The organism is Streptomyces qaidamensis, assembly GCF_001611795.1.
Lineage (GTDB): Bacteria > Actinomycetota > Actinomycetes > Streptomycetales > Streptomycetaceae > Streptomyces > Streptomyces qaidamensis.
Genome location: NZ_CP015098.1, coordinates 8,271,574 through 8,293,933, shown reverse-complemented (window position 1 = coordinate 8,293,933; position 22,360 = coordinate 8,271,574). Strand labels below are relative to the sequence as shown.

Here is a 22,360-nt window from a genome sequence, read left to right as displayed (position 1 = left end):
CCCCTACCTGGCCCGGCATTCGCTGTTCCACGTGATGCAGTACAACCATCGACTTCGATGCGGTGCTGAACGTGCGGAAGCTGCTCGCGTGGATGGAGGCCACCGCGGAATGGGGCGCGCGCCAGGCGCTGCGCGACGACTCGAACGTGGACGCGGCGGCACGGCAGCGGTACGCATCGGAACTCAAGCGGTTCCTTCACGACCCGGGAGGCCAGCTTCTGAAGGGCACGATCACCGACCGACGCCCATACGGCGCCTTCATCTTCGCCTCCTTCCTCGAGGAGAGGCTCGCTGTCGAGGCGATCAGACGTACTTGGGAGCGGATCGACAACACCTGGTTCCCTGAGGCGGACGTGCAGATCACGGGGACCGTGCAGCAGACTACCGCCGCAGTATGGCCGCCGAACTGCGGGCCTTCTGGCTCGCCAACTACCAGTTGTGCGGCACGGCCACCAACGACGCGGACTACCGGGGCAGCTGGCACTACAGCGATCCGGATGTGGGAGCCTGGTGCGGCTTGCTGGCCGGCACGGGAAGTGACACCACCTTCCCAGCTGCCCGCCCCCAGCACGAGACCGTCGTTCTGCCTCCCGACGGCCGGGCGTCCGGGCAGGCCGTGATCCACGGGGGTGGTGCGTACTTCGTCGACCTGGTCGGGGACCGGGCGGCGGTCTGGAACTTCGCGGTCAAGGCGTTCCAGGGCGCGGGAGGCCAACTCCACGCCACCGTGGTGGCGTGGGATCTCCTGCCCCGTCGCTGCGGACCCGATGCGGGCATCCCCAGCCCGTCACCAGCACCTCCACTCGGGTCAGTCGGGAGCGCAGCGCGGGGTCGCCGAAATCGGTGACTACGCCCGCGGAGTCGATGTCGAGCAGCTCCCGCAGCCGGGCCAGCAGGTCCGGCGGGAAGAGCTGCGGCAGATTCGGTGCATCCATGGCGAACATGGCAGTGGGACGCCGGCTCATCGGGTGAACCCTTCTAGTCCGGGCCTGAGGCTTCGCCCACGTTGGGGCAGACCGAGTCGCGGACGACGATGTGCGTGCCCAGCAGGACGTGCTCGGAGGCCCCGGGTGTCTCGCTCTTCAGCGCGAGCCGCACGGCGGTGCGCCCCAGCTCCTCGTGCGGGATGTAAACGGTGGTGAGGTCGATGTCGGCGGCCGGGGGGAGGTCGTCGAATCCGACCATCGACACATCCTCCGGAATGCGCAGCCCGCGCTCTCGCAGCGCCTCGCGCGCGCCCGCGGCGATCAGGTCGTTGCTGGCGAAGACGGCGGTGAAGTCCCGTGGCCCTGCGTCGAGTCGCTCGCGCATCATGCGGTAGCCCTCGCGCCGCACCATTCTCGCGCCGTCGACCTCCAGCCCGGGATCATGCGGTACGCCGTGCGCGGCCAGGGCGGCACGGTAACCGGCGACCCGGCTCTCCGGCGTCGTGTACCCGGACCGCCGGCCGAGGAACAGGATGCGCTTGTGGCCCGCCGAGAGCAGGTGGCTGGTAGCGGCGAACGCGCCCCCGGTGTTGTCGTACTCGACCACGATGGCCGGTACGTCGGGGCCCAGCGGCGGGCGGCCGCACAGCACCAGCTGCGAGCCGGCCGCGGCCAGTGCGCGGGCATAGCCGGCCATGCGCTCGCGGTAGGCCTCGTCGGGGTTGACGTTTCCCACGAGAATGACCGCTTCGGCGTGCTCTTCGCGCATCAACTGGATCGCGGCCAGCTCGCGTTCGAGATCTCCGCCGGTGGTGCCGACAATGCAGAGCCGGCCCGCACGCGCGGCCTCCTCGTGTACCCCCTGCGCCACATGTGCGTAGTGCGGGGAGATGACGGAATTGACCACGATGGCCACGCTCTTGGGCCGCACACCCGCGAGTCCCCGGGCGTGGGCGTTGGGCACGTAGTCGAGTTCGCGCACGGCCCGCATGACCTTGCTGCGCGTGGCAGGGGCGTTGGGGTACGTACCGGAGAGGATGCGCGAGACGGTGGCGACCGAGACGCCGGCATGTCTGGCCACGTCCTTGATCGTCGCAGGGCGGGGCTTTCCGTCGCCGGAAGCGATCCGACGCGGCATCCGACCTCCCTGCATCCCGTTTTATTGCCTCAGCGTGTTAACCGTTTGAACTCGATGATGAGCCGATCGATGTGACACGTCAAGCACGAGAGAGGCGGGAACACACCGCTCTTGACATGCCCTCCTCACAGTGCTTGCATCGCGCCCCGTGTAAACGGTTCAACATGCGCTGAGACTCCGCACGTATACGAGCACGAGGACCTCCCATGGAGCACCGGCACAGACGTCGGAGCGGGTTACGCCGGGCAGGTTCCACCGCGGTGGCGGCGGCCGGGGCGATGATCCTCGTCGTCGGCCTCTCGCAGCTGGGCACCGCCTCCCCCGGCACCGGTACGGCTCAGGGCACGACCGCGGCGGCCGCGCGTCCGATGGAGAACCTGGGGCGCGGCGTGGTGGCCGTGCGCTCCGGCGAGAGCGACGTCCTGGTCTCCTGGCGGCTGCTCGGCCTGGACCCAGAGAACATCGGCTTCAACGTCTACCGCGCCACCGGCAACGGCGACTGGTCCCAAAACAACGACGACGTCCTCACCGATGGGACCAACTTCGTCGACTCCGGTGCCGACCTCTCGCAGTCCAACAGCTACCGGGTCACGCCCGTGGTCGACGGCAAAGAGGGCGAGCCCAGTGGCGCATTCACCTTGGACGGCGATGCCGTCGACGAACCGGTGGTCCGCGTCCCGCTGCGCGACGGCGGCCGGATCCAGTTCGTGTGGGTCGGCGACCTCACCGGCGACGGCGAGTACGACTACGTGATCGACCGCCAGACCTCCCCGCAGAGCATCGAGGCCGAGCGAAGGCGACTTCCTGTGGGAGGTCGACATGGGGCCGAACAGCACCGATCAGAACAACATCGAGGGCGGATCGGCCACGATCGACATCGGACACAACGACGGCGTCACCGTCTACGACTTCGACAGCGACGGCCGCTCCGAGGTCGCCGTGCGGATCGCCGACGGCGTCACCTTCAGCCACGACAACGACACCGAACAGTTCATCGCCATCCTCGACGGCCAGACCGGCGCACTTCGCTCGTCGGCCCCGGTCCCGACCGACTACATCTCGGACGGCCCGATGTACGCCCGGTTCGCCGCCTGCTATCTCGACGGCGAAACACCGAGCCTGGTCAGCTACATGAAGAACCGCGTCGGCAACGGCGGGTTCAACCTCATGGTCACTGCCTGGAGCTTCGACGGCAGCAACGTCGACATGCAGTGGAAGTGGCTGCGCAACCGGAACCACCCCGACGGGCACAACAGCCGCTGCCTCGACGTGGACAGCGACAGCGACAACGAGTTCGCCGAGATCGGGTTCGTCCTGGACGGTGACGGTTCACTGCTCTACTCGATGGGAGGCCAGGGCATCGTCCACGGTGACCGCTTCCACATCGCCGACATGGACCCGTCGCGACCGGGCCTGGAGGGATACGGCGTGCAGCAGGACCTCCCCAGCGGCCTGCACGAGTACTACCACGACGCCGCGACCGGCGAGCTCATCTGGGAGCACTACGGCTCCGTCGCGGACGTGGGGCGCGGCATGGCCGGTGACATCGACCCGAACCACGGACCGGGCCGTGCGGTCCGTGGACCGTCAGCAGCGCGCCGGTGCCGGGGTCGGGCGGCGTTCCGGTGGTTGCACACCATCGGTGATGAGCTCCCCGACCTCCTTGCCGCCATAGGCCTCAGGTTGCCGCGGCGAGGGCCCTGATCGCCGACCCGGGGCGTGCTTCGCGTTCGTAGAGGGCATCTGTGATGACCTGGCGCACGTCAAGACGGCCGCGAGTCTCACCACAGCCGCCGACACAGCGTGGCACCTGCTCACGCTTCTCCGCCCGGTTCCGCGCGATGAGCTGCTCTGCAGCTCCTCCCGTCACTTCACCGCCGGCAACGGGATCACATCGGTCGCCGCCACGGCGCTGCTGTACGGGGCCGGCCAACAGGCGCAAGCAATCGAAAGTTTAACCGTTTGTATTGACACTATTCGGGCGTGAGGCTAGCTTCCGAGTCCCAAATGTTAAATCGTTTCAACACGCCCTTCGAGTGGAGTGCTCGTGCCCCAGCTTCCCCGCCGCACCCAGCTGATCGGCGCCGCTCCGGCCGGCGCCGTGAGCCAGTTCCCCAGGCCGCCGGCAGGCCAACACATCAGCCGGCGCCGCTTCCTCACCAGTTCGGCGCTTGCGGCCGGTGGCGCGTTATCAGTGCCGCTGCTCGGAGCCTGCAACGCCAGCACGGAGTCCGGCGACGGCAAGACCGTCCTGACCGTTATGTACATGGCCAACGAACTGACGAAGGAGCAGATCGCCGACTTCGAGGCCAAGAACCCCGATATCAAGATCAGGTTTATTGCGCACGACGGCACCCGGCTCAACGCGATGCTCGCCTCGAACGAGCCACCGGACTTCGTGCGCGGGCCGGCCGTCGGCAGTGCGCGGACCAATGCACAGGGGTTGGCCACCGAGCTGGACCAGTACCTGGACAAGAGCAGCGTGTTGAACAAGGAAAGCCTGCTGCCTGTCAACGACAGCTTTCGGTGGGACGGCAAGCAGATCGGCAGTGGCCCGTACTACGGGCTCGTCAAGGACTGGAGCCAGGACGCGACGCTCTGGTACAACCGGGCGCTGTTCAAAGAGGCCAAGATCGAGCCGCTGAGCACGACCGAGCCGATCTCCTACGACGAGCTGTTGGAGATCGGGAAGAAGCTGACCAAGAAGAGCGGCGGCAAGACTCAGGTCTACGGCCTCGGCCTGGAATGGGCATGGAACCTGTACGCGCCGCTCTCGATGATGATTCTCCAGCAGGGCGGCGAGGTCTACAGCTCGGACCTGACCGAGACCGATATGACCACGCCGCAGGCCCTGCGAGCGCTGAAGTGGTACGTCGACTTCGCCAAGGCCGGCGTCGGTCCCACCTCCCTCGACCCGGCGCCGGACGGCGCAGACCTGTCGCTGTTCCTCGCCAAGCGGATGGCGATCACCCAAGACGGTTACTGGTACGGCGGCAATTTCGTCGAAGAGTCCGACGAGATCAAGAACAACATCGCGATGGCGCCTGCACCGGTGATGGGCGACAAGCGGATCAGTCCGACGTACGCGGGCTGGGGCGCCTACATCCCCGCGAAGGCCAAGCACAAGGACGAGGCCTGGAAGCTCATGGAGTACTTCATGGCCGGGAAGCCGTCGGAGGACCGGGCCAAGAGCGGCTGGGGCATTCCGGCCTTGAAATCGCAGCTGGAGATGATGCCTCAGGAGCTGCCGTACCAGAAGCAGGTCTATCAGACGCAGCAGGCCGAGTTGGAGTACGCCGAGCAACTGCCCGACTCTCCCTACATCGGCGGCGCCACCGCATGGGACCCCGTACTCAACAAGCACCTTCTGCGGGCCATCAAGAACGAGGTCACCGTCGAGGCCGCAGGCAAGGCGATCACCGATGAGATCAACAAGCTCTTGCAGCAAGGCAAGGACCAGATCGGCTAGTGACCGCCATGACAACGAAAGGGACCCGGCGACGCAGGAAAGGCTGGCAGCGGTATTCCAGCCGGACGTTCTACCTGTTCGCCTCGCCGTGGCTGCTCGGCTTCGCACTGCTCACGGCGCTACCGCTCGGCTACGCGTTGGCGATCAGCTTTACCAACTTCGACGGTCGCAGCCCACGTTGGCGCTGGGTGGGCTTGCGCAACTACACCGAACTCTTTGACGACGCGGATGTCCTCGCCAGCATGGTCCGCACCCTCGCGTTCACTGCGATCGCGGTGCCGATCATGGTGGCCGGCGGGCTCGGTCTGGCAGTGCTGCTCAACCAGCGGCTGAAGGCGGTCGGCCTGTTCCGGGCGATCTTCTTCCTGCCATCGGTCGTCCCGATGGTTGCCGCGGCCATCATGTGGAAGCTGATCTTCAACCGGGACGTCGGCATCCTCAACGAGATCCTCGATGTGATCAGCATCCCTCCGGTCACCTGGCTGGTCGACCCGAACGCGTTCTACGCGCTGGTCATCCTCATCCTGTGGGGACTCGGCGGCGGGATGGTGATCATGCTTGCCGCCCTGCAGGGCGTGCCGGCTGAACTGGAAGAGGCGGCGATCATCGACGGCGCCAACCGCTGGCAGGTGTTTTGGAACGTCACGGTTCCGATGATCTCGCCGGTCATCTTCTTCCAGGTGGTGACCGGCGTCATCTTCACCTTCCAGATCGTCATTCAGCCGCTGTTGCTGTCGCAGACGCGCGAGGTCGGCCAGGTGACTCACGTGCCGGAGAGCACCCACCTGTTCATGGTGCAGGTGTACGAGGAGTACTTCGCCAACAATCGCTACGGTTACGCCTCCGCGATGCTGTGGGTGTTCTTCCTGGTCATCCTGGTCGTCACGCTCATCGTGCTGCGGTCCAGCCGGCTGTGGGTGCATTACGAGGTCGACAGCGAGGCTGACCGATGACGCAGACCACCGCGGCCACGCCGCCCGCCGTCAGCACACCGCCGACTGCCCGGCGTCGGCGCCCACGCCGTCGGGGCAACGCGGCGCGCACCTACCTGATCCTGATGGCGCTCGCCGTGCTGTTCGCCGGCCCATTCGTGTGGCTTGTGCTTGCCGCGTTGAAGACCAAGGCGGAATGGGTGACGATCCCGGCGAACATCCTGCCGGAGGATCCACAGTGGGGGAACTTCACTCAGGCCCTCACCGAGATCAACTTCCTGGCGTACCTGGGGAATTCGGCGTTCCTGTCGTTCGTGTTCGCGACTCTTGTGACGTTGTCCAGTGCGGCGGTCGGGTTTGCCTTCGCCCGCCTGCGTGGGCGCGGCAAACGCCCGCTGTTCGTGCTGGTGCTGTCCACCATGATGCTGCCGCAGATCCTCACCCTGATCCCGACGTACGTGCTGTTCGCCAGGGTGGGACTGGTCAACACGTACTGGCCATGGGTGATGTGGGGCCTGGCGGCCTCGCCATTCCTGGTGTTCTTGTTCCGCCAGTTCTTCGCCGCCATCCCCGCCTCACTGGAGGAGGCGGCGATCATCGACGGGTGCGGGTACGGCCGGATCTTCGTGCAGATCTTCCTGCCGCTGTCCCGGCCCGTGCTGTTGACTTCCTTTGTGCTCTCGTTCACCTGGACCTGGGGCGATTGGATCGCCCCGGCCCTGTTCCTCGATCCCGACCAGACCACACTGTCGGTCGCTATCGCCTCGTTGTACGTCGACCCTCATGGCAACCCCGACGCCACGGTGCAGGCTGCCGCCGCCACCCTCTACGTGGTGCCCGTCCTGGTGATCTTCCTGTTCGCTCAGCGCTACTTCATCCGCGGCGTCGTCAGTTCGGGCTTGAAGGGATAAACCTCGATACGCCTGGTTCTGGCGGTCGCGGATGGCGCGACCGTCTGATCCACCGCATCCGCCGTGAACGCGACCGCGGCCCATGCCACGGCCGCCGCAAAGGCTTCACCGAGTCCGAAGACGCCCGCCTGCTGGACACTGCCCACCCGACCTCACGCCGCCGTACCCCCGCTGATGAAGATCCTTATACCGGGTCGACGCCGTCAATGGTCGGCACGACCGGTCGGATGCTGCCTTCGGCATTGAAGTACAGGCGGTCGATCATGGTTTCGCGGTGGGTGCCGTCGCCGTTCGGGATGGCGAAGCGGTGGTAGGCGATGTACCACTGGTCGGTGCCGGGGACCTGGACGACCGAGTGGTGACCGGTGGCCTTGATGCCTTGGCTCAGGTCTTTCTGGAGGATCGTCCCGACGCGGTTGCCCCAGGGCCCGGTCGGTGAGGAGCCGGTGGCGTAGGCGACCCGGTAGTCCTCTGAGCGGGTGTCGTTCTCCGACCACATGAAGTAGTACGTGTTGCCGCGCCTGGCGACGAAGCTGCCCTCGTTGTAGTTCGCTGGCCGGTAGGTGCGCACCTGCGAGGAGTTGAGCGAGACCATGTCGCTGTTCAGCGGCACCTGGTGCGAGGAGCCCTGGCCCCAGTACAGGTACGATCTGCCGTCGGCGTCGGTGAATACGGCCGGGTCGATCATCTGGCCCGCATAGGAGCCGGCCGGCACGAGCGGCTTGCCGAGGGCGTCGCGGAACGGGCCGGTGGGTGAGTCGGCCACCGCCACACCCAGGTGCTTGCGGGTGTCGCCGCTGGCGCGACCGGCCGAGAAGTAGAAGTAGTACTTGCCGTTCTTCTCGGCGATGCCCGGGGCCCAGGCCGAGTTGTCCGCCCACGCGATGTCGCTGTCGACGTCCAGGATCACGCCGTGGTCGGTCCAGTTGACCAGGTCCTTGGAGGAGAAGGCCCGGAACTGGGTGCCCGACCAGCCGGCGAAGCCGTCGGTGGTCGCGTAGAGGTAGTACGTGTCGCCGAACCGCACGATGTTGGGGTCGGCGAACAGTCCCGGGATCGCGGGGTTCGACACCGTGTTCAGCTCCCACTGCTGGTTGGTCCCGGTGGCGCAGGTCTGCTGCCGGAGGCGGGTGCCGTTGGCGGTCGAGGCGCCCGGGACCTCGAGGCATTTGCCGGAATGCCGCGCCATCAGCCGGGTGTGGCCGGTGCCGGTGTTCTCGATCTTCCACTGCTGGTTGGTCCTGGAGGAGCACGACCACTGGATGACCGCCGCGTTGTCGGCGGCAGAGGCACCCGAGACGTCCAGGCACTTGCCGGAGTGGCGGGCGGCGAGCTGCACATACCCGTTACCGAGGTCGCGGATGCGCCACAGCTGATTCAGCCCGTCATTGCACGTGTACTGGCCGACCTCGGCGCCGTCGGCCGTCGAGGCGCTGACGACGTCGGCGCACTTGCCCGAATGCCGGGCGATCAGCTCGACCGAGGTCCCGTCGGTCAGATGGTGGGCGGCCGCCGCCGGGGAGACGGTGGTGAGGGCCAACCCGAGGCCGAGTATGCCGGTGAGCGCCGTTCTGCCTGCCGTTCGCATGACAACTCCTGAAGGTGTGATCGGAGGAGTGCGTGTGCTGTTCAGCCCGGGGCGTGTTCGACGTAGTCGAGGTTGGGCAGACCGCCGGCGCCGGTGGGGTTGAAGCGCATGATGTTGCTGCCCTCGCCGACGTTGACGGTCAGCGTCTTCGAAATCCACCTGGACCATGCGCCCGTGCCCTCGAACGACACCTGCTGGACTCGCGTGCCGTTGACGATGAGATCCGCGGGCCGGGCCGTCGTGGTGCCATTGGCGAACCTGACCGCGATGGTGGCGGTGCCCGCGCTGGCCGCGTTCACGGTGAACTGTGCATAGGCGCCGGCGGCGTTGTCACCGTTGCAGAATCCGGTGCCCGAATAGCCGGGCCAGTCGGCGTCGATGGTGCCGCTGCACACCGCCGGCGCCGACTCCGCCTCGTACCGCGAGGCGGAGTCGCTGTCCCGCACGACGTAGGTGACGGCCGACCGCGCCGGCACGGTTGCGGTGAAGGCACCATTCGACACCGCAGTCGCGGGCTGGGCCGTCATGCTGTTGCCGCTGTTCGTGAGATAGGGCGTTGCCGTGCCGCCGCCGATCCCGGTGGTCTGCAAGGAGAACGTGACCTGGTTGGCGCTCGTGGCTGCATTGAGCGCGACCATGACCACGCTGCCGTCGGTGTTGCGGAAGGAGGAAATGCGCAGATTGCTGTCCGAGGTGGACGCTGCGATGCGCGTTGCGCCCGGACGGATGAACCGGCTGTAATTTGCCATCGCCCACAGCCGCTTGGACACGCGGTAGGCATCACCGTTGAGCTGGATGAAGCCGCGGGTGGTTCCGGTGGATGCGCCGTACCAGTACACATAGCCGTTGACGTTGCCACCGGTCAGCGCCGTGTGAATCTCGTTGGCCACCCGGTATCCGTCGTAGCCGCTGCCGTCGTCCCAGGCTTCGTTCCATGTAGTGCCGTCCGGTGACCACTCGGACATCCACGTCGGTTTCGATGTGGCCAGGCGTGTGCTCGGGTAGCTGCCGTACGAGTGCCCGGTGTGCAGGTCGACCAGGCCGCGTGCTGTGCTGTCGGCCTCGATTGCATTGGTGTAGGTCTTCTGCCCGTCCCAGCCGACCACATCGCAGCAGGCCATGTTCAGCCCATGGGTGTCCGCCATCGGCCCGAGGACTTTGCTGAACTCCACCGCTTGTGCCGGCGTCAGCCGCATCGACGAATAGCCGGTGGTCCAGTTCGGCTCGTTGGTGAATCCCAGATCGGTGATGGGGATCCCTTCCTGGGCGTAGAACTTGGTGAACTGCACCAGATAATTCGCGTAGGCGCGCCGCCAGTCGCCGCTGGCGCAGGTGGCGCCCGACAGCCCGCACAGCGTGCCGCCGTTGGTGTCGGTGCCGTTGGTCTTCATGTACCCCGGCGCACTCCATGCGTCGGCATAGAACCGGTTCACGCCGTAAGCCTTGGCCTGTTGCGCAAGCCAGACCTGACCGTCGTCATTGCCGTTCCACACGTAACGCGGTGTTGCGTTCGGACCACCGGGATTCACCGGCTGGATGGAGCCGCTGCCTGAGGCGATCCCGAGCCGCAGGATCGACAGCCCCGCACCGCTGGAACGCGACAACAGCAGGTCCAGGACCTCCTTTTGCTTCTGGTCCGACAGTCCCTGCGAGCCGTGCATGATGGCCCCGCGCCCGAAGAATTCGGAGAAACCGAAACCGTCAATCTTCTGGTACCCGACAGCGCCGTTGACGGTCACCGTTGCGGCCCCCGGAGCCCAGATCGAATTCCCGGCTCCGGCGGTGCCCGCGACTGCCGTGATCATCGCGACCACCACGGCGAGCAATCGACGTTTCATGACCACCTCAGCATGTCGAGTTCGTTTGGGTGAGCAGGCCGAGCCGCCACGGCAGCATGCTGTACGGGTCGCTGGCATTCGGGTCTTTGCCCTGGTACAGGTACTGCATTCCGCACGGGCTGATGGGCAGTGTCTGGTCGATGCCGTTACGGATCATCTCGCCATGGCTGATGTCGCGCGTCCACGGTGTGCCGCTGAAGGTCACGTTGGCCGCGCCGGCGAACGGGCCGGCCTCCGTCGCGGCCAGCGCCGTCCACGGTCCGGTGATGGCCGGAGCCGTCCACGAGCGGAAGTAGCGCTTGCCGCCGGAGCCGATCGCCTCGACGATCAGCAGATACTGCGAGCTCGACACACGGTATACGCTGGCCGCTTCCCACAACGGATATCGAGCGCTGTCCTGCATGGCGATGACGGTGTTGCCGAAGCCGTTGGGGAAGTTCGACAGTGAGGTCTCCGACCGGTAGAGGTGGCCGTTGTCGTCGGAGGAGAACAAGTGGCATTTTGCGTTGTCGCAGATCACCCAGAAGTCGACCCAGTAGCCGTTGCCGATGTTGTCCCTGATGATCTGCGGCATTCCGTTGGCGTAGAAGGGCTTCGGTGCGGTCCATGACCGCGGGTTGCTGATGTCGGACGTGGTCGAGTACGCCGCGTTCGATCCGGTCTGGAAGACGAGATACCACTTTTGCTGCGGCGCGAAGTAGAAGACCTGGGGCGCTGCTTTGTAGCCGCTGCCGATCGCGGTTCGGTCGAGGTAGCGCTGTGAGGCGGAATTCGCCTGCGACCAGTTGGTGAAGTTCAGATACACCATGCTGTACGCGCCACTTTGGTTGGTGGTCGTGGCGAAGACGTGATACCGGCCGTTGTGGTACACGACCGACGGGTCCTTGAGCGCGCGGATGTTGTGCGTCGCATCGGATTTCGGCGAGATGAGTATCCCGCTGGAGCTCCACTGGAAACTGCCCGGCAGCCCTCCCCCGAGACCGAAGTCCAGATAGTCGATGTTGGACAGTCCGGTGGAGGCAGCCGGGCTGAGCCGGACGGTGTGGTCGCCGGCGCTCACCGAAACCGTGACGGTTTTCGTCATCCAGGTCGACCAGGAACCGGTGGGCTCGAACGACACACTTTGGACGGCCACGCCGTCGACAAGAACGTGTGCCTGGCGCGCAGTTGTCCCACCGTTGGCGAAGCGTATGCCGAGCGTGGCCGTGCCCGCCGACGCCGCGTTCACGGTGAATTGCACGTGTGCACCGACTGCGTTGTTCGCGTTGCAGAAGCCGGTGCCGGAGAACCCGGACCAGTTCGCATCGATGGTGCCGACGCAACTGGCGGCGGCGCTCTCCGCCTCGTACCGCGTCGCCGCCGCGTACGCCGCATGGCCAGGTACCACAACGAGCGCACTGATGAGCAGGCTTGCGCCCGCGAGGGCTGACTTCAGTCGCATGCCGGCTACTCCAGGTAGAAGGTGGCGTCCGCGCGGTCGGTGGCGGTGCTCAACGGCTGCACGTGGAGCGCGTAGCTGTAGTGGCGCAGATAGCGGCCCGGGGCGCTGACCGACTCGAAGCTCACCGCGGCCGGGTCGGCCTGGCCGGCCTGCCGGGTGAAGCTCGCAGCGTTCTTGAACCCCGTCGTGCCGTCGTTCTTGTCCAGCCAGATCTCGTAGTTCCGGTTCCGCAGGTAGTAGCCGGGATGGCTGGTCGACTCCAGCGACGCCGTGCCGCTTCCGGCCAGCCCGGTGACGATGCGGAACTGCGACTCGGCCAGGTTCGCCATGTTCGCGTCGATCCGTCCGCGGAACGAGACCTGCCGGATGTACCGGTCCGGGAAGTTGTACGACCTGAACCGGTGCGGCGTGCCCCCGTCCGGCACCGGGATGCCGAAGTTCGGTGTGCCGTCGGCGTTCCAGTACAGCTTCTGGATTCGGGTCCGCCGGTTCGGGTCGTTCAGCGGATCGCCGCTGATGTCCCGGTAGCTGCGGTCGTGGTACACCAGCACGTCGCTCTGCCCGTCCTCGGAGACCGTGAACGAGTTGTGCCCCGGGCCGTACTGGCTCGTCGCGGCGTTGGACCTGAACACCGGCTGCTGCCTCTTGCTCCACGACGCCGGGCTCATCAGATTGCTGGACGCCGACGCGGTCAGCATCCCCAGGCAGTAGTTGCTGTCCGTGGCGCTGGCCGAGTAGGTCATGAACACCTTGCCGTTGCGGATGAGCACCGACGGGGCTTCGTTGACCTTGTGCCCGATGGTCTCCCATGACAGCGTCGGCACGCTCAGCCGTGCCGGAGTGCCGGAGATCGTCCACGGGTTGCTCATCGGCGCCAGGTAGAGGCTGCTGTTGTTGCCGATCGTCGGGTCCTGCTGGGCCCAGGACAGGTAGCGGGTGCCGTTGTGGGTGAACGTGGTCGCGTCCAGGGAGAACGTGTCCGCGTGGGTGACGATGCGCCCCTTCTCGACCCAGGCACCGGTGAACGGGTCGGGGCTGCTGTTCTCCAGCACCCACATCCGGATCCGCCAGATGTCGTTGCTGCGGCCCGCAGCGAAGTAGATGTACCACTTGCCGTTGATGGAGTGGATCTCCGGCGCCCAGATGTGCGCACCCATGTCACCGCTGGCGTGCTTGCGCCAGATCACCGACTCGCTCGCGTCGGCCAGCCCTTGCAGCGTCGCTGCCCGGCGCAGGATGATCCGGTCGTACTCCGGCGCCGTCGCGGTGTAGTAGTAGTAGCCGTCAATGTGCCGGAAGATGTGCGGGTCGGCCCGCCGTGCGATCAGCGAGTTGGTGTACGTCACCGCCGGTGACGCCCACGCCGCTGATCCGGTCAGCAGGGTCGCTGTGGCCGCCGCGCCCAGTGCGGGGACGGCGAGGAAAGTACGTCTGCGCATCGCTAACTCCTCAGACGGGGCTGACTCCTTAGACGGGCTGCAGCCGCCACTGCTGGCAGTTGTTGTTGAGCCACCTCCACTGCCGTACGGCGGATCCGTCGGCCGTGCCGCAGCCGGGCACGTCGGCGACCTTGCCGCTGTTGACGTTGACCAGCCGCACCCAGCCATCCTGATCGGTGACGATCATGCGGAATTTCTGGCAGTTGTTGTTCAGCCACGACCACTGCTGGATGTTGGTGCCGTCGGCGGAGCCGCAGGCGTCGACGTCGAGCGCCTTGCCGCTGCGGACGTTGACCAGCCGGCTGGTGTCGTTGGCCAGATCCCCGATGCGCCACTGCTGGTTGGTGCTGCCGGTGCAGCTGTACTGGATGACGTCCGCACCGTCGGCGCTGGAGGCGCCGGACACGTCGAGGCATTTGCCGCTGTGGCGGTTGACGATTCGGTATGCCGACGGCGTGGCCGCGGTCTCGCCCGCCGGGCCGGCGAGTGTTACGCCGGTTGCCACCGGAGTGCCGAGGTTCGGCGTCCCGTTCGCGTTCCAGGTGAACTTCTGCGCCCGGGTGGTCCGCGCGTTGCCGCAGCCGCCGTTGGAGGCCGAGTTCGCGTGGTAGACGATCCAGTTCTCGGTGCCGTCCGGGGAGGTGAAGAAGCCGTTGTGGGCCGGCCCGTAGACCCTGTTGGCGTCGTTGCGCTGGAAGATCGGGCTGGCCGCCTTGGTCCAAGACGAGGCGGCCAGCGGGTCGCCCCCGTCGTAGGTGAGCATGCCCAGCTTGTAGTCGGCGGTCTGGCACGAGCTGGCCGAGAAGGTGACGAAGGTCTGGCCGTCGCGCTGCAGCGCCACCGGCGCCTCGTTGACCGGCGCGCCGGACCGCTCCCAGGAGTTGGTCGGCTGCGAGATGACGCTGAACGTGCGGCTGGCGAGCGTGTGCGGGCCGCTCATCGGCGCGATCACCAGGCTCTGCTCACTGCCGCCCACGAACCCGCTGCCGAGCAGGTAGAGCGAGCCGTTGAGCCGCAGCACGCTGGCGTCGATGAGCCAGCCGCCCGGGGTGAGATTGGAGCCGGTGAGCGCGTTCTTGTACGTGTACGGGCCCATCGGGTCCGCACCGGCGCTCTCCAGCACATGGGTGCGCTGGCTGTCGCAGCAGTTGGCGCCGACCTGGCCGGCGGAGTAGTACAGGTACCACCGGCCGTCGATGAAGTGGATCTCGGGGGCCCAGAAGTTCGTCCCACGCGATGCCGTGCTGTCCTCCCAGACCTGCACGCTCGGCGCGGTGGCGAGTCCGGCCAGTGTCGGCGACTTGCGCATCAGCAGCTTGTTGGTGAACGTCGTCGTGATCAGGTAGTAGTTGCCGTTGTAGTACTCCAGCCAGGGATCGGCCCCCTTCTGGGACTTGATCGGATTGGTGTACGGGCGGCCAGGTGCGGCGGAGGCCGGCTGCACGACGCCGACGGACAGCGCCACCCACAGCGCCATCACCGCGGCAAGGAAGACGCGAGAGCGAGTACCGGACATGACGGAACCCTTTCGGCAGTGATCGTTTCAGTCCAGTGGTCATACGGGTGGGGCACTCGGCGTATCGAGCAGTCAGCGGCTCCACCGCAAGGCGGCTCAGCCCCAGCGCTGCAGGAGCCGGTCGTACTCGGCCTGGGTGACCGGCAGGACGGTGCCATGGCGCGGTCGGCCGGGCATGGTGTAGCTGGAAACGGGTGACCACTGCCGGGAGTTGAGGTCGGTGGTCGTGAACGGGACGTAGCCCCGCCCTCCGTACTCGTCGATGAACATGTACCAGCGCTCGTCGGTGTTCGACTTGAAGACCAACGGACCTTCGCCCTGGCTGATCGCGTTGTTCCCGAGGCACTCAGCGACGAACGAGTAGCTGCGGTTGAGGATGGTCGTCGACTTCTCCGCGAGGATGAACTTGCCGCATGAAGTCTGCGACGCGCTCCGCTCGTCCTTCGTGAAGCGGTAGTACGTGCTGTCGTGCTTGATCAGCGTCGAGTCGATCGTCGAGTAGCCCTTGTCGACCCAGACCTGTGGGGCGCTGAAGGTCCGGAAGTCGGATGTGGTGGCGTACATCATTCGGTTGTAGCTGCTGCCGGTGTGGTTCGGATCGCCGGCCGAGTACAGCTTCGACGCCCAGAACACGACGTACTGGCCGAGCTCCTCGTCGTAGTACGCCTCCGGGGCCCACGTGTTGCCGGCCGTGTCCGGTGAGACGCGTGCCAGGCGTGGCGCGCTCCAGCTCACCAGGTCGGTCGACTCCCAGACCACGATGGACTTGCTGCCCGTCCGCTGGACCTGGTCCCAGTTGCCGTTGCCGTACATCCGCAGGTCGGTGGCGATCTGGTAGAACTTGTCGCCCTGCGGCGAGCGGATGATGAACGGGTCGCGCACGCCGCGGGTGCCTACGGTCGAGGACAGCACGGGCCGCCCGCTGTTCAGCTGCCGCCACCGGGTCGGATCGTTGCCCTGGCTGAGCGCGAAGTAGACCTGCTCGCCGGCGGAGGTGTTCTCGCCGGTGAAGTAGGTGAAGAGATAGCCGGCGTACTTCGGGACCGGAGCCGCGTCGACCCGGACCAGTTGCCACTGCTGGTTGGCGGCGCCCGTGTCGGTGTATTGGGAGATCCGCGCGCCGTCGGCAGTGGAGCGCTCCCAGACGTCCAGCGCCTTGCCGCTGTTACGGTTGATGAGCTTGACGTATCCGCTGTCGGTGTCCACGACGCGGAATTGCTGGTTGGTGCCGCCGGTGTCGGTCCATTGGATGACGTTCGCGCCGTTCGCCGTGGACGCCGAGGAGACGTCCACCACCTTGCCGCTGCGCCGGGCCCGGAGCTTGTAGTAGCCGCTGCCGGAGTCGACGAACTGGAACTGCTGGGCGGCCCGGTCGGCGCGGGTCTGCTGCTGGACGGCGGCGCCGTCGGCGGTCGACTGGTCGACGATGCCGATTGCTTTGCCGCTGTGCCGCGCCACGAGCTGGTAGTACGCGCCCGGATCGATCACGGCCGCATTCGCCGACGGTCCCACGATCGCCGCGAGGCAGCTGGCGATCAGTGCGCCGACGAGGACGAATATCGTGCGGCGGCGTAACGGACGTCTCGGTGCGGCCGGTGCGTGGAAAGGCTGTCTCATGGAACCCTCCTGGGTTGCAGATAGCTGACCAGGGACAGGTTGTGTTCGCGGACCCCCTCGACGACCAGGTCCGCCATCCTTCCGGCGCCGTACTCGGAGAAGTGGGTGTTGTCCTTGTATCCGTCCTCCTCTTCGCGCAGGTAGAGCCTGGCGGAGGCGTTCGGACCCAGCGACTCCACCAGTTCCTTGCTCTTGGCGGTCAGGTCGATCACCGGCACGTTGAGCTGGGAGCCGACCCTGTGCGTCTCCGCCGGCAGGTCGGCGCCCACGCCGTTGACATGTCGCGCGGTGGGAGTGAGCCGGTTGCCGTCGAAGTGCCGCCGTACCGGTGGCGTGACGAGAACGGGGCTGCCGCCCCTTTCCCGCACCTGGTTGATCATGGTGGTGAGGTTGCTGCGGAACGCCGGTGCCGACGTGGACTTGTCGTTGTGTCCGAACTGGATGAGTACCAGGTCGCCCCTCCTGATCAGCGGCTTCATGGTGGGGAACAGCGCAGAGTTGCGCAGGAAGCTCCCCGAACTCTCGCCGGAGTCCCCGTAGTTGGCGATGGCCGCGCCCGCCGTCACATGCGTGGGCAGGATCTGCCCCCAGCCGGTCCACGGCGCGAGCATCTGGTCACATGTCGTGGAGTCCCCCGCCAGGTACACCACCAGGGGGTCGGTCGCCGCCTGCACCGTCAGGCCGGACAGCTGCGGCGCCTTTCCGGCGAAGGTGATGTCCAGTCCGGGCCTGCCCGTCCCGCCTTGGCCCGTCGGCTGGCCCTCCGGCTGCCGGACGTTGATGGTGAAGGTGTGCTGGATGATCGTGCCGGCCGCGGTGTCGACCGCGGGCAGGACGCGGCGGCGGGCCTCCACCGACATCGAGGTGTTGCCCGCTGCGGCGCCGTCGCCGATCCATGCGGTGACGGTGTAGTTGCCGGGAGCGACGTCGAAGTGGCAGACGATAGGCGCGCCACCGGAACACTGCGGCGGCCGGCCAGGCGGCTCGGGCGACGTGCCGGCCTCGACGTCGAGGTAGTCCACGTTGGGCAGACCGCCGGCGCTGGTCGGACTGAGCCGGATCGTGTTGCTGCCTGGATTCAGCCGCACGGCCGAGGTTTTCGTGGTCCAGCTGTTCCATCCGCCGGTGGGCTCGAATGACGTCGACAGCACGGTGACGCCGTTCACCATCACGGCGGCGGGGCGTGCCGTGGTGGAGCCGTTGGCGTATCGGATCGCCAGCGTCGCCGTACCTTCCTCAGTCGCGCTCACCGTGAACTGCGCGGCCGCGCCGACCTCGTTGTCGCCGTTGCAGAATCCGGTGCCGGAGTAGCCGTCGTGGTTCGACTCGATGAGCCCATCGCATGTGGCCGGCGCGGTTTCCGCCTCGTACCGGGGGGCCGCGGCGGACGCCACCGCGGGGCTGACTATGTGGCCGGCGCCGGCCAGTATTGCGGCAAGTACGGCAGTGAGCAGCGCTCCGCGCCGTCTGGCTAAAAGCATGATCGACCTCCAGAAGCGTGTGGTGGGGCGGTGCCGGATCGGATCATCGGCCCCGCCCCACCACACGTCAGACGCGGCGACGGGCGAAGCGCTGGTTGGCGTTGCCGGAGTAGGTGTACTGGGTGATGCGAGCGCTGTTGGCGGTGGAGTACTCCCAGACGTCCATGGCCAGGCCGGACTCCCGGTTGACGAGACTGATCACGTCACCGCCGTGGTCGACGACGCGCCACTGCTGGCCGGTGGCGCCGGAGTCGGTCTGCTGAACGATGTCCGCGCCGGTCGTGGTGCCCGCGGGCTGGAGGAACAGGCCACTGTGCCGGGCCTTGACGCGGACGTGGCCGGCGCCGGCGTCGACGAACTCGAACTGCTGGTTGGGGCGACTGTTGGCGGTGTACTGGACGAGCCGGGCGCCGGCGGCGGTGGAGGCCTCGTAGATGTCGGCGGCCTTGCCGCTGTGCTGGGCCACCAGGCTGTAGACGGCCGGGCCGCCGGGGGTGTCGCCGCCCAGCTGGGCTTCCCACCTGGTGTTGGACCCGGACGCGTCGGCCGGGAGGCGGTCCCGTGCGGCGGTGTCGCCGTACATGGTCCAGCGGGCCCAGTCGACGACGGTCCTGGGGAAGCGCTGGTCGCTCCAGAAGCTGGTGTGGCTGCCGCCGACGAAGGTGAGGAACGCCTTGGGCCAGGTGATCTCCGAGTACGCCTGCCGGGCCGAGGAGTACTGCGTGGTCGAGTCCCGGTCGCCGTGGACGAACAGGACCTTGGCGTTGACGGAGGAGGACGGGTTGCCCATGTCCACGCAGGACTGGGGGTTGGCGGAGACGATCCGGCTGTCGGGCCAGGAGGTCAGCAGACCGTGAGTGACCATGCCGCCCAGGGAGTGGCCCGAGACGCCGACGCCGATGCCGGTGTTGATGTGCCCGGCCAGCGGTCCGCTCGCGTTGAGCGCGAGGGTGTTGGTGAGGATCTGCGAGACGTCCTTGGAGGTGTTGCCGTTGTTGACGTCGTTGAAGTTGTGGTTGAAGTGCGGGGCGGGGACGACGAAGCCCGCCGAGGCCAGGGCCCGGATGATGAACAGGGAGTTCTGCGGGCTGCTTCCCAAGCCGTGGGTCATGTTGTACACGGGGAAGACCCCGCCTGCGACCGGGGCGTCCGTCACCGGGTTGCCGCCGGCGGTGCCGGTGGCCGGGTAGTAGACGTAGGTGGTGCACGGGCGGCTGCCGCGGGTCCAGTTGTACCGGCGCACGCCGACCGCGAACGGCGTGGTCGGCGCCGTGCCCAGCGGGCTGACGGCTGCCGGTGCCGGTCCCGTGCCGAGCAGTGACAGACCCACGCCCGTCGCCCCGACGGCGCTGATGCGCAGGAATGTGCGTCTTTGCATGGTCATGGATGGCTCCTTGAGTACGGGGAATGGGGGCGCTCAAGACCTGTTTGCCGCTTTGGGGACGACGTCGACGACCGCCGTGACCGGTCCCTTGCCGGTCATCCAGGTGACCGTCACCTCACCCGGCTTGTCGGTAGCGCCGGGCGGCAGCGGCTTCCAGCGGACGGGGACGCCGGTGATCGTGTCGTCGGCGGTGGTGAGCATGCGGATGGAGGAGGGCAGCCTCGGGGCGGCACCCACCACGGTGGCGGTGTAGACGGTGTCCTGGAGGATGTGCTTGGCGCGGCTGGCGTTGAAGACGTTGATGGACGCGTGCGGCTCCCACGTGTTCGCCAGTCCGGGCACGGCCCGGAACATCGGCTGGTAGCCGGCCGGCTCCCACACCAGGACACCTGAACCTCGGTTGTCGACCATGTCGTTGGCGGCCTGGAAGACCCGCTGGATGGCATCTGCCTGTCCCTGAATCGTGCGCGGGTACGGTGAGTTGGGCACCGGCGAGCCGTCGCCGCCCGAGGCGGGGTAGGCGGTTTCGGCGACGTCGACTTCGTAGTCGGGGTAGGTGGTGGCGATGGTGTTGAGGTTGTGATCCAGCGCCTCGGGCGTGCCATGCCACTCCGGGTACTTCTCCTGACCATGTGACGGTGTCGTGGTCCGAGGCAGGCGGTGCCGCACGCTCTGCCGGTCGGAGAGGAGACCGGCAGAGCGTGCAGCGGGTCAGGCAGCCGGGGCAGCGGCATCGAGGTAGTCGATGTTGGGTAGTCCGGCTGCCGTGGTCGGATCCAGCCGGATGGTGTTGCTGCCGGTGTTCAGCGGGACGGTCAGGGTCTTGGTCGTCCACGTCGTCCACGCGCCGGTGGACTCGAACGAAACTGTTCCCACCGTGGATCCGTTGACGACCAGGTTCGCCGGCCTCGCGCCGCTCGTGGAGCCATTGGCGAACCGGACCGCCACCGTCGCCGTACCAGCGGCCTGCGGGGCCACCGTGAACTGCGCGTAGGCCCCCGCGGCGGCCGTGCCGTTGCAGAACCCGGTACCGGAATAGCCCGCTTGGTTCGAGTCGATCGTGCCCTGGCACACCGCCGGCGCGGTCTCCGCCTCGTAACGCTGTCCCGACGGCGCGTCGGCAGAGGTCTTGACCAGTGAGAGCTGGTCGACGGTGACGCCGCCCGAACCCGACGCCCGCACGGTGACGGTGGCGGTCCCGCCGGGCAGCGCTATGCCGGTGAGCTCGCGTTTGGCCCAGCCGCTCGACGACGGGATGCCGAGGGTGCGTTGGCTGCCGTCGGCGCCGGTGATGACGACCTGTCCGGCGCTGCCCCGAGCGTGCAGGGACAGGGTGTAGGTGCCTGTGGGAACCGACGCGATCCGCTGCTCGACGCCGCCGCTGTTGCTCACCTGGAGAGCGAAGCGAGAGCCGTTCACACCACCGTTGACGTTGGTCACCGAACCGCCGAGGTTCCGCCATCCCCGCACACTGGAGACGATGATGCGGTCGGCCTGGATGTCCGGGTTGAGGATGTAGTTGTTCGCCGGCCCGACACGCCACTGTCCGGTGGTGGCGTTGAACTGCCACTGGCTCACCGAGTGGAACTGTGGCCTCGCGCCGGTCTTGGTGATCGGCACCCACTGGTTGTACCCGATGCCGTTCCAGGCGAAGTCGGCCCAGCGGTCGCCGGCGTAGATCACCGTGTTCTGCTTGGTGCCGTTGACCGTCACGAAGAACCCGGTCTGGGTCACGTGGCTGTAGTCCATCTCGGTGCCGGCAAGGACGTACTCGCTGCTGTAGGAGCCCTGGACGTTGCTGCTGGTCGACTCATTGACGTAGTTGACCGAGGTGTTCCAGCCGTGCAGGTCCGACGCCGCGTGGTAGTACTTGCCGTCGAGCTTGAACATGGCGTTGCCCTCGCGGCCGGCGCCGCGGCGGATCTCCACGCCTGGCTCGATCCGCAGCGAGTCGGACTCCCGGAACTTGGCCACGAAGCCGCGCGAGCGTCCTTCGCGGTTGGAGAAGATCAGGTAGTCCTTGCCGTTGTCGTCGGTGAAGACGGTCTGATCCCCGGTGCCGGTCGTGGGCGAGTTGGTGATCTGGGTCTGGAAGTAGCCGTAGTCGAAGGTGTCGGTGGGTGAGTCGCCCTGCAGCAGCAGAACGCCGTGCCCGCCCCTGCCCGTGTGCCACATCTGCACGGCGAGCACGTACTTGCCGGTGTTCTCGTTGTACGAGACGCCGAGCCGCCCGACCCAGCCCGCACCACCCAGGTTGGCGCCGCTGCCCACGCCGGTGGAACGCGTCGCGACGCGGTTCTCGAACTTCCAGTTCACCAGGTCCTTGGACGAGTACACGGGGATCGAGACGAAGCTGACGTTGCCGTCGTACTTCCTCGTCGGATTGGCCCGGTAGAGCTCGGCGCCGGTGTAGTGCACGCCGTACCAGTAGTAGGTGTCGCCGAACTTGAAGACCCCACCGCCCTGCGAATAGATGGGGTTGCCGCTGGTGTCGTTCCAGAACGTGTTGTTCGTGATGGTCTGGAACGTGCCCTCGTCAGCGGCCTTCAGATCGGCGGCGGCGGTCATCAGTGCCGTCTTCGCGGCGGCGACCTCCGACGTGGTGGCCGACGTGTCGCCGGCGACATCGGCCGCGGCGGTCAACGCCTTGGCGAAGGGCTTCCAGGAGTCAGCCGTGTAC

General features: G+C 67.0%; 15 protein-coding genes and 3 pseudogenes. 6 read left to right on the top strand and 12 right to left on the bottom strand.

What is annotated here, in order from left to right:
* Nucleotides 1-394 precede the first annotated feature (394 nt).
* Entirely contained in the window at nt 395-847 is a 453-nt protein-coding gene (locus A4E84_RS36350) for a hypothetical protein (RefSeq protein WP_062930621.1), read from the top strand.
* A gap of 131 nt (nt 848-978) precedes the next feature.
* Here the strand turns inward: A4E84_RS36350 and A4E84_RS36345 are convergent, their stop codons facing one another.
* The gene (locus A4E84_RS36345) at nt 979-2,007 is read right to left on the bottom strand and encodes a LacI family DNA-binding transcriptional regulator (RefSeq protein WP_335340848.1); all 1,029 of its coding nucleotides are present in this window, start codon (nt 2,005-2,007) and stop codon (nt 979-981) included.
* 263 nt (nt 2,008-2,270) lie between these two features.
* On the opposite strand from A4E84_RS36345, the pseudogene A4E84_RS45555 reads away from it, so the two are divergent.
* From A4E84_RS45555 to A4E84_RS36325, 5 genes and pseudogenes are all read left to right on the top strand, one after another.
* A pseudogene (locus A4E84_RS45555) lies at nt 2,271-2,636 on the top strand (rhamnogalacturonan endolyase family protein); the annotation flags it as partial.
* A gap of 247 nt (nt 2,637-2,883) precedes the next feature.
* Complete coding sequence (locus tag A4E84_RS44985) at nt 2,884-3,768, top strand: rhamnogalacturonan lyase family protein (protein ID WP_062930619.1); 885 nt, start codon at nt 2,884-2,886, stop codon at nt 3,766-3,768.
* Between the two features lie 343 nt (nt 3,769-4,111).
* Nucleotides 4,112-5,533, top strand: a complete 1,422-nt coding sequence (locus A4E84_RS36335) for an ABC transporter substrate-binding protein (RefSeq protein WP_159029657.1) — start codon at nt 4,112-4,114, stop codon at nt 5,531-5,533.
* A gap of 8 nt (nt 5,534-5,541) precedes the next feature.
* The gene (locus A4E84_RS36330; protein ID WP_062931763.1) at nt 5,542-6,486 is read left to right on the top strand and encodes a carbohydrate ABC transporter permease; all 945 of its coding nucleotides are present in this window, start codon (nt 5,542-5,544) and stop codon (nt 6,484-6,486) included.
* Nucleotides 6,483-7,376, top strand: coding sequence for a carbohydrate ABC transporter permease (locus A4E84_RS36325; protein ID WP_062930617.1), 894 nt, complete (start codon nt 6,483-6,485; stop codon nt 7,374-7,376). The genes A4E84_RS36330 and A4E84_RS36325 overlap by 4 nt, the downstream gene beginning before the upstream one ends.
* Nucleotides 7,377-7,560: 184 nt before the next feature.
* Here the strand turns inward: A4E84_RS36325 and A4E84_RS45305 are convergent, their stop codons facing one another.
* From A4E84_RS45305 to A4E84_RS44945, 11 genes and pseudogenes are all read right to left on the bottom strand, one after another.
* Nucleotides 7,561-8,964 carry a family 43 glycosylhydrolase gene (locus A4E84_RS45305; RefSeq protein WP_062930616.1) on the bottom strand — a complete coding sequence of 468 codons (1,404 nt, stop codon included), beginning with the start codon at nt 8,962-8,964 and terminating at the stop codon, nt 7,561-7,563.
* A 41-nt stretch (nt 8,965-9,005) separates the two neighbouring features.
* On the bottom strand, nt 9,006-10,802 hold the full coding sequence (locus tag A4E84_RS44965; RefSeq protein WP_418082243.1) for a glycoside hydrolase family 30 beta sandwich domain-containing protein: 1,797 nt from the start codon (nt 10,800-10,802) through the stop codon (nt 9,006-9,008).
* Nucleotides 10,803-10,809: 7 nt separating this feature from the next.
* Nucleotides 10,810-12,243: a non-reducing end alpha-L-arabinofuranosidase family hydrolase gene (locus A4E84_RS36310; RefSeq protein ID WP_079129253.1), complete on the bottom strand. Its 1,434-nt coding sequence runs from the start codon at nt 12,241-12,243 to the stop codon at nt 10,810-10,812.
* 5 nt (nt 12,244-12,248) lie between these two features.
* Entirely contained in the window at nt 12,249-13,682 is a 1,434-nt protein-coding gene (locus tag A4E84_RS36305) for a family 43 glycosylhydrolase (protein ID WP_062930615.1), read from the bottom strand.
* A gap of 28 nt (nt 13,683-13,710) precedes the next feature.
* Complete coding sequence (locus A4E84_RS36300) at nt 13,711-15,198, bottom strand: family 43 glycosylhydrolase (protein ID WP_062930614.1); 1,488 nt, start codon at nt 15,196-15,198, stop codon at nt 13,711-13,713.
* 96 nt (nt 15,199-15,294) lie between these two features.
* Entirely contained in the window at nt 15,295-16,815 is a 1,521-nt protein-coding gene (locus A4E84_RS44955) for an RICIN domain-containing protein (protein ID WP_079129252.1), read from the bottom strand.
* The gene (locus A4E84_RS43975; protein WP_237305054.1) at nt 16,812-18,296 is read right to left on the bottom strand and encodes a GDSL-type esterase/lipase family protein; all 1,485 of its coding nucleotides are present in this window, start codon (nt 18,294-18,296) and stop codon (nt 16,812-16,814) included. Before A4E84_RS43975 ends, A4E84_RS44955 begins: the two co-directional genes overlap by 4 nt.
* 67 nt (nt 18,297-18,363) lie before the next feature.
* Nucleotides 18,364-19,680, bottom strand: a complete 1,317-nt coding sequence (locus A4E84_RS36285; RefSeq protein ID WP_062930611.1) for an RICIN domain-containing protein — start codon at nt 19,678-19,680, stop codon at nt 18,364-18,366.
* 33 nt (nt 19,681-19,713) lie between these two features.
* A complete protein-coding gene (locus A4E84_RS36280) occupies nt 19,714-20,349 on the bottom strand; it encodes a glycosyl hydrolase 53 family protein (protein ID WP_062930610.1) in 636 nt (211 codons plus the stop codon).
* A 60-nt stretch (nt 20,350-20,409) separates the two neighbouring features.
* A pseudogene (locus A4E84_RS44950) lies at nt 20,410-20,817 on the bottom strand (carbohydrate-binding protein); the annotation flags it as partial.
* Between the two features lie 642 nt (nt 20,818-21,459).
* Nucleotides 21,460-22,248 (bottom strand): annotated as a pseudogene (locus A4E84_RS44945) (family 43 glycosylhydrolase); the annotation flags it as partial.
* Nucleotides 22,249-22,360 lie beyond the last annotated feature (112 nt).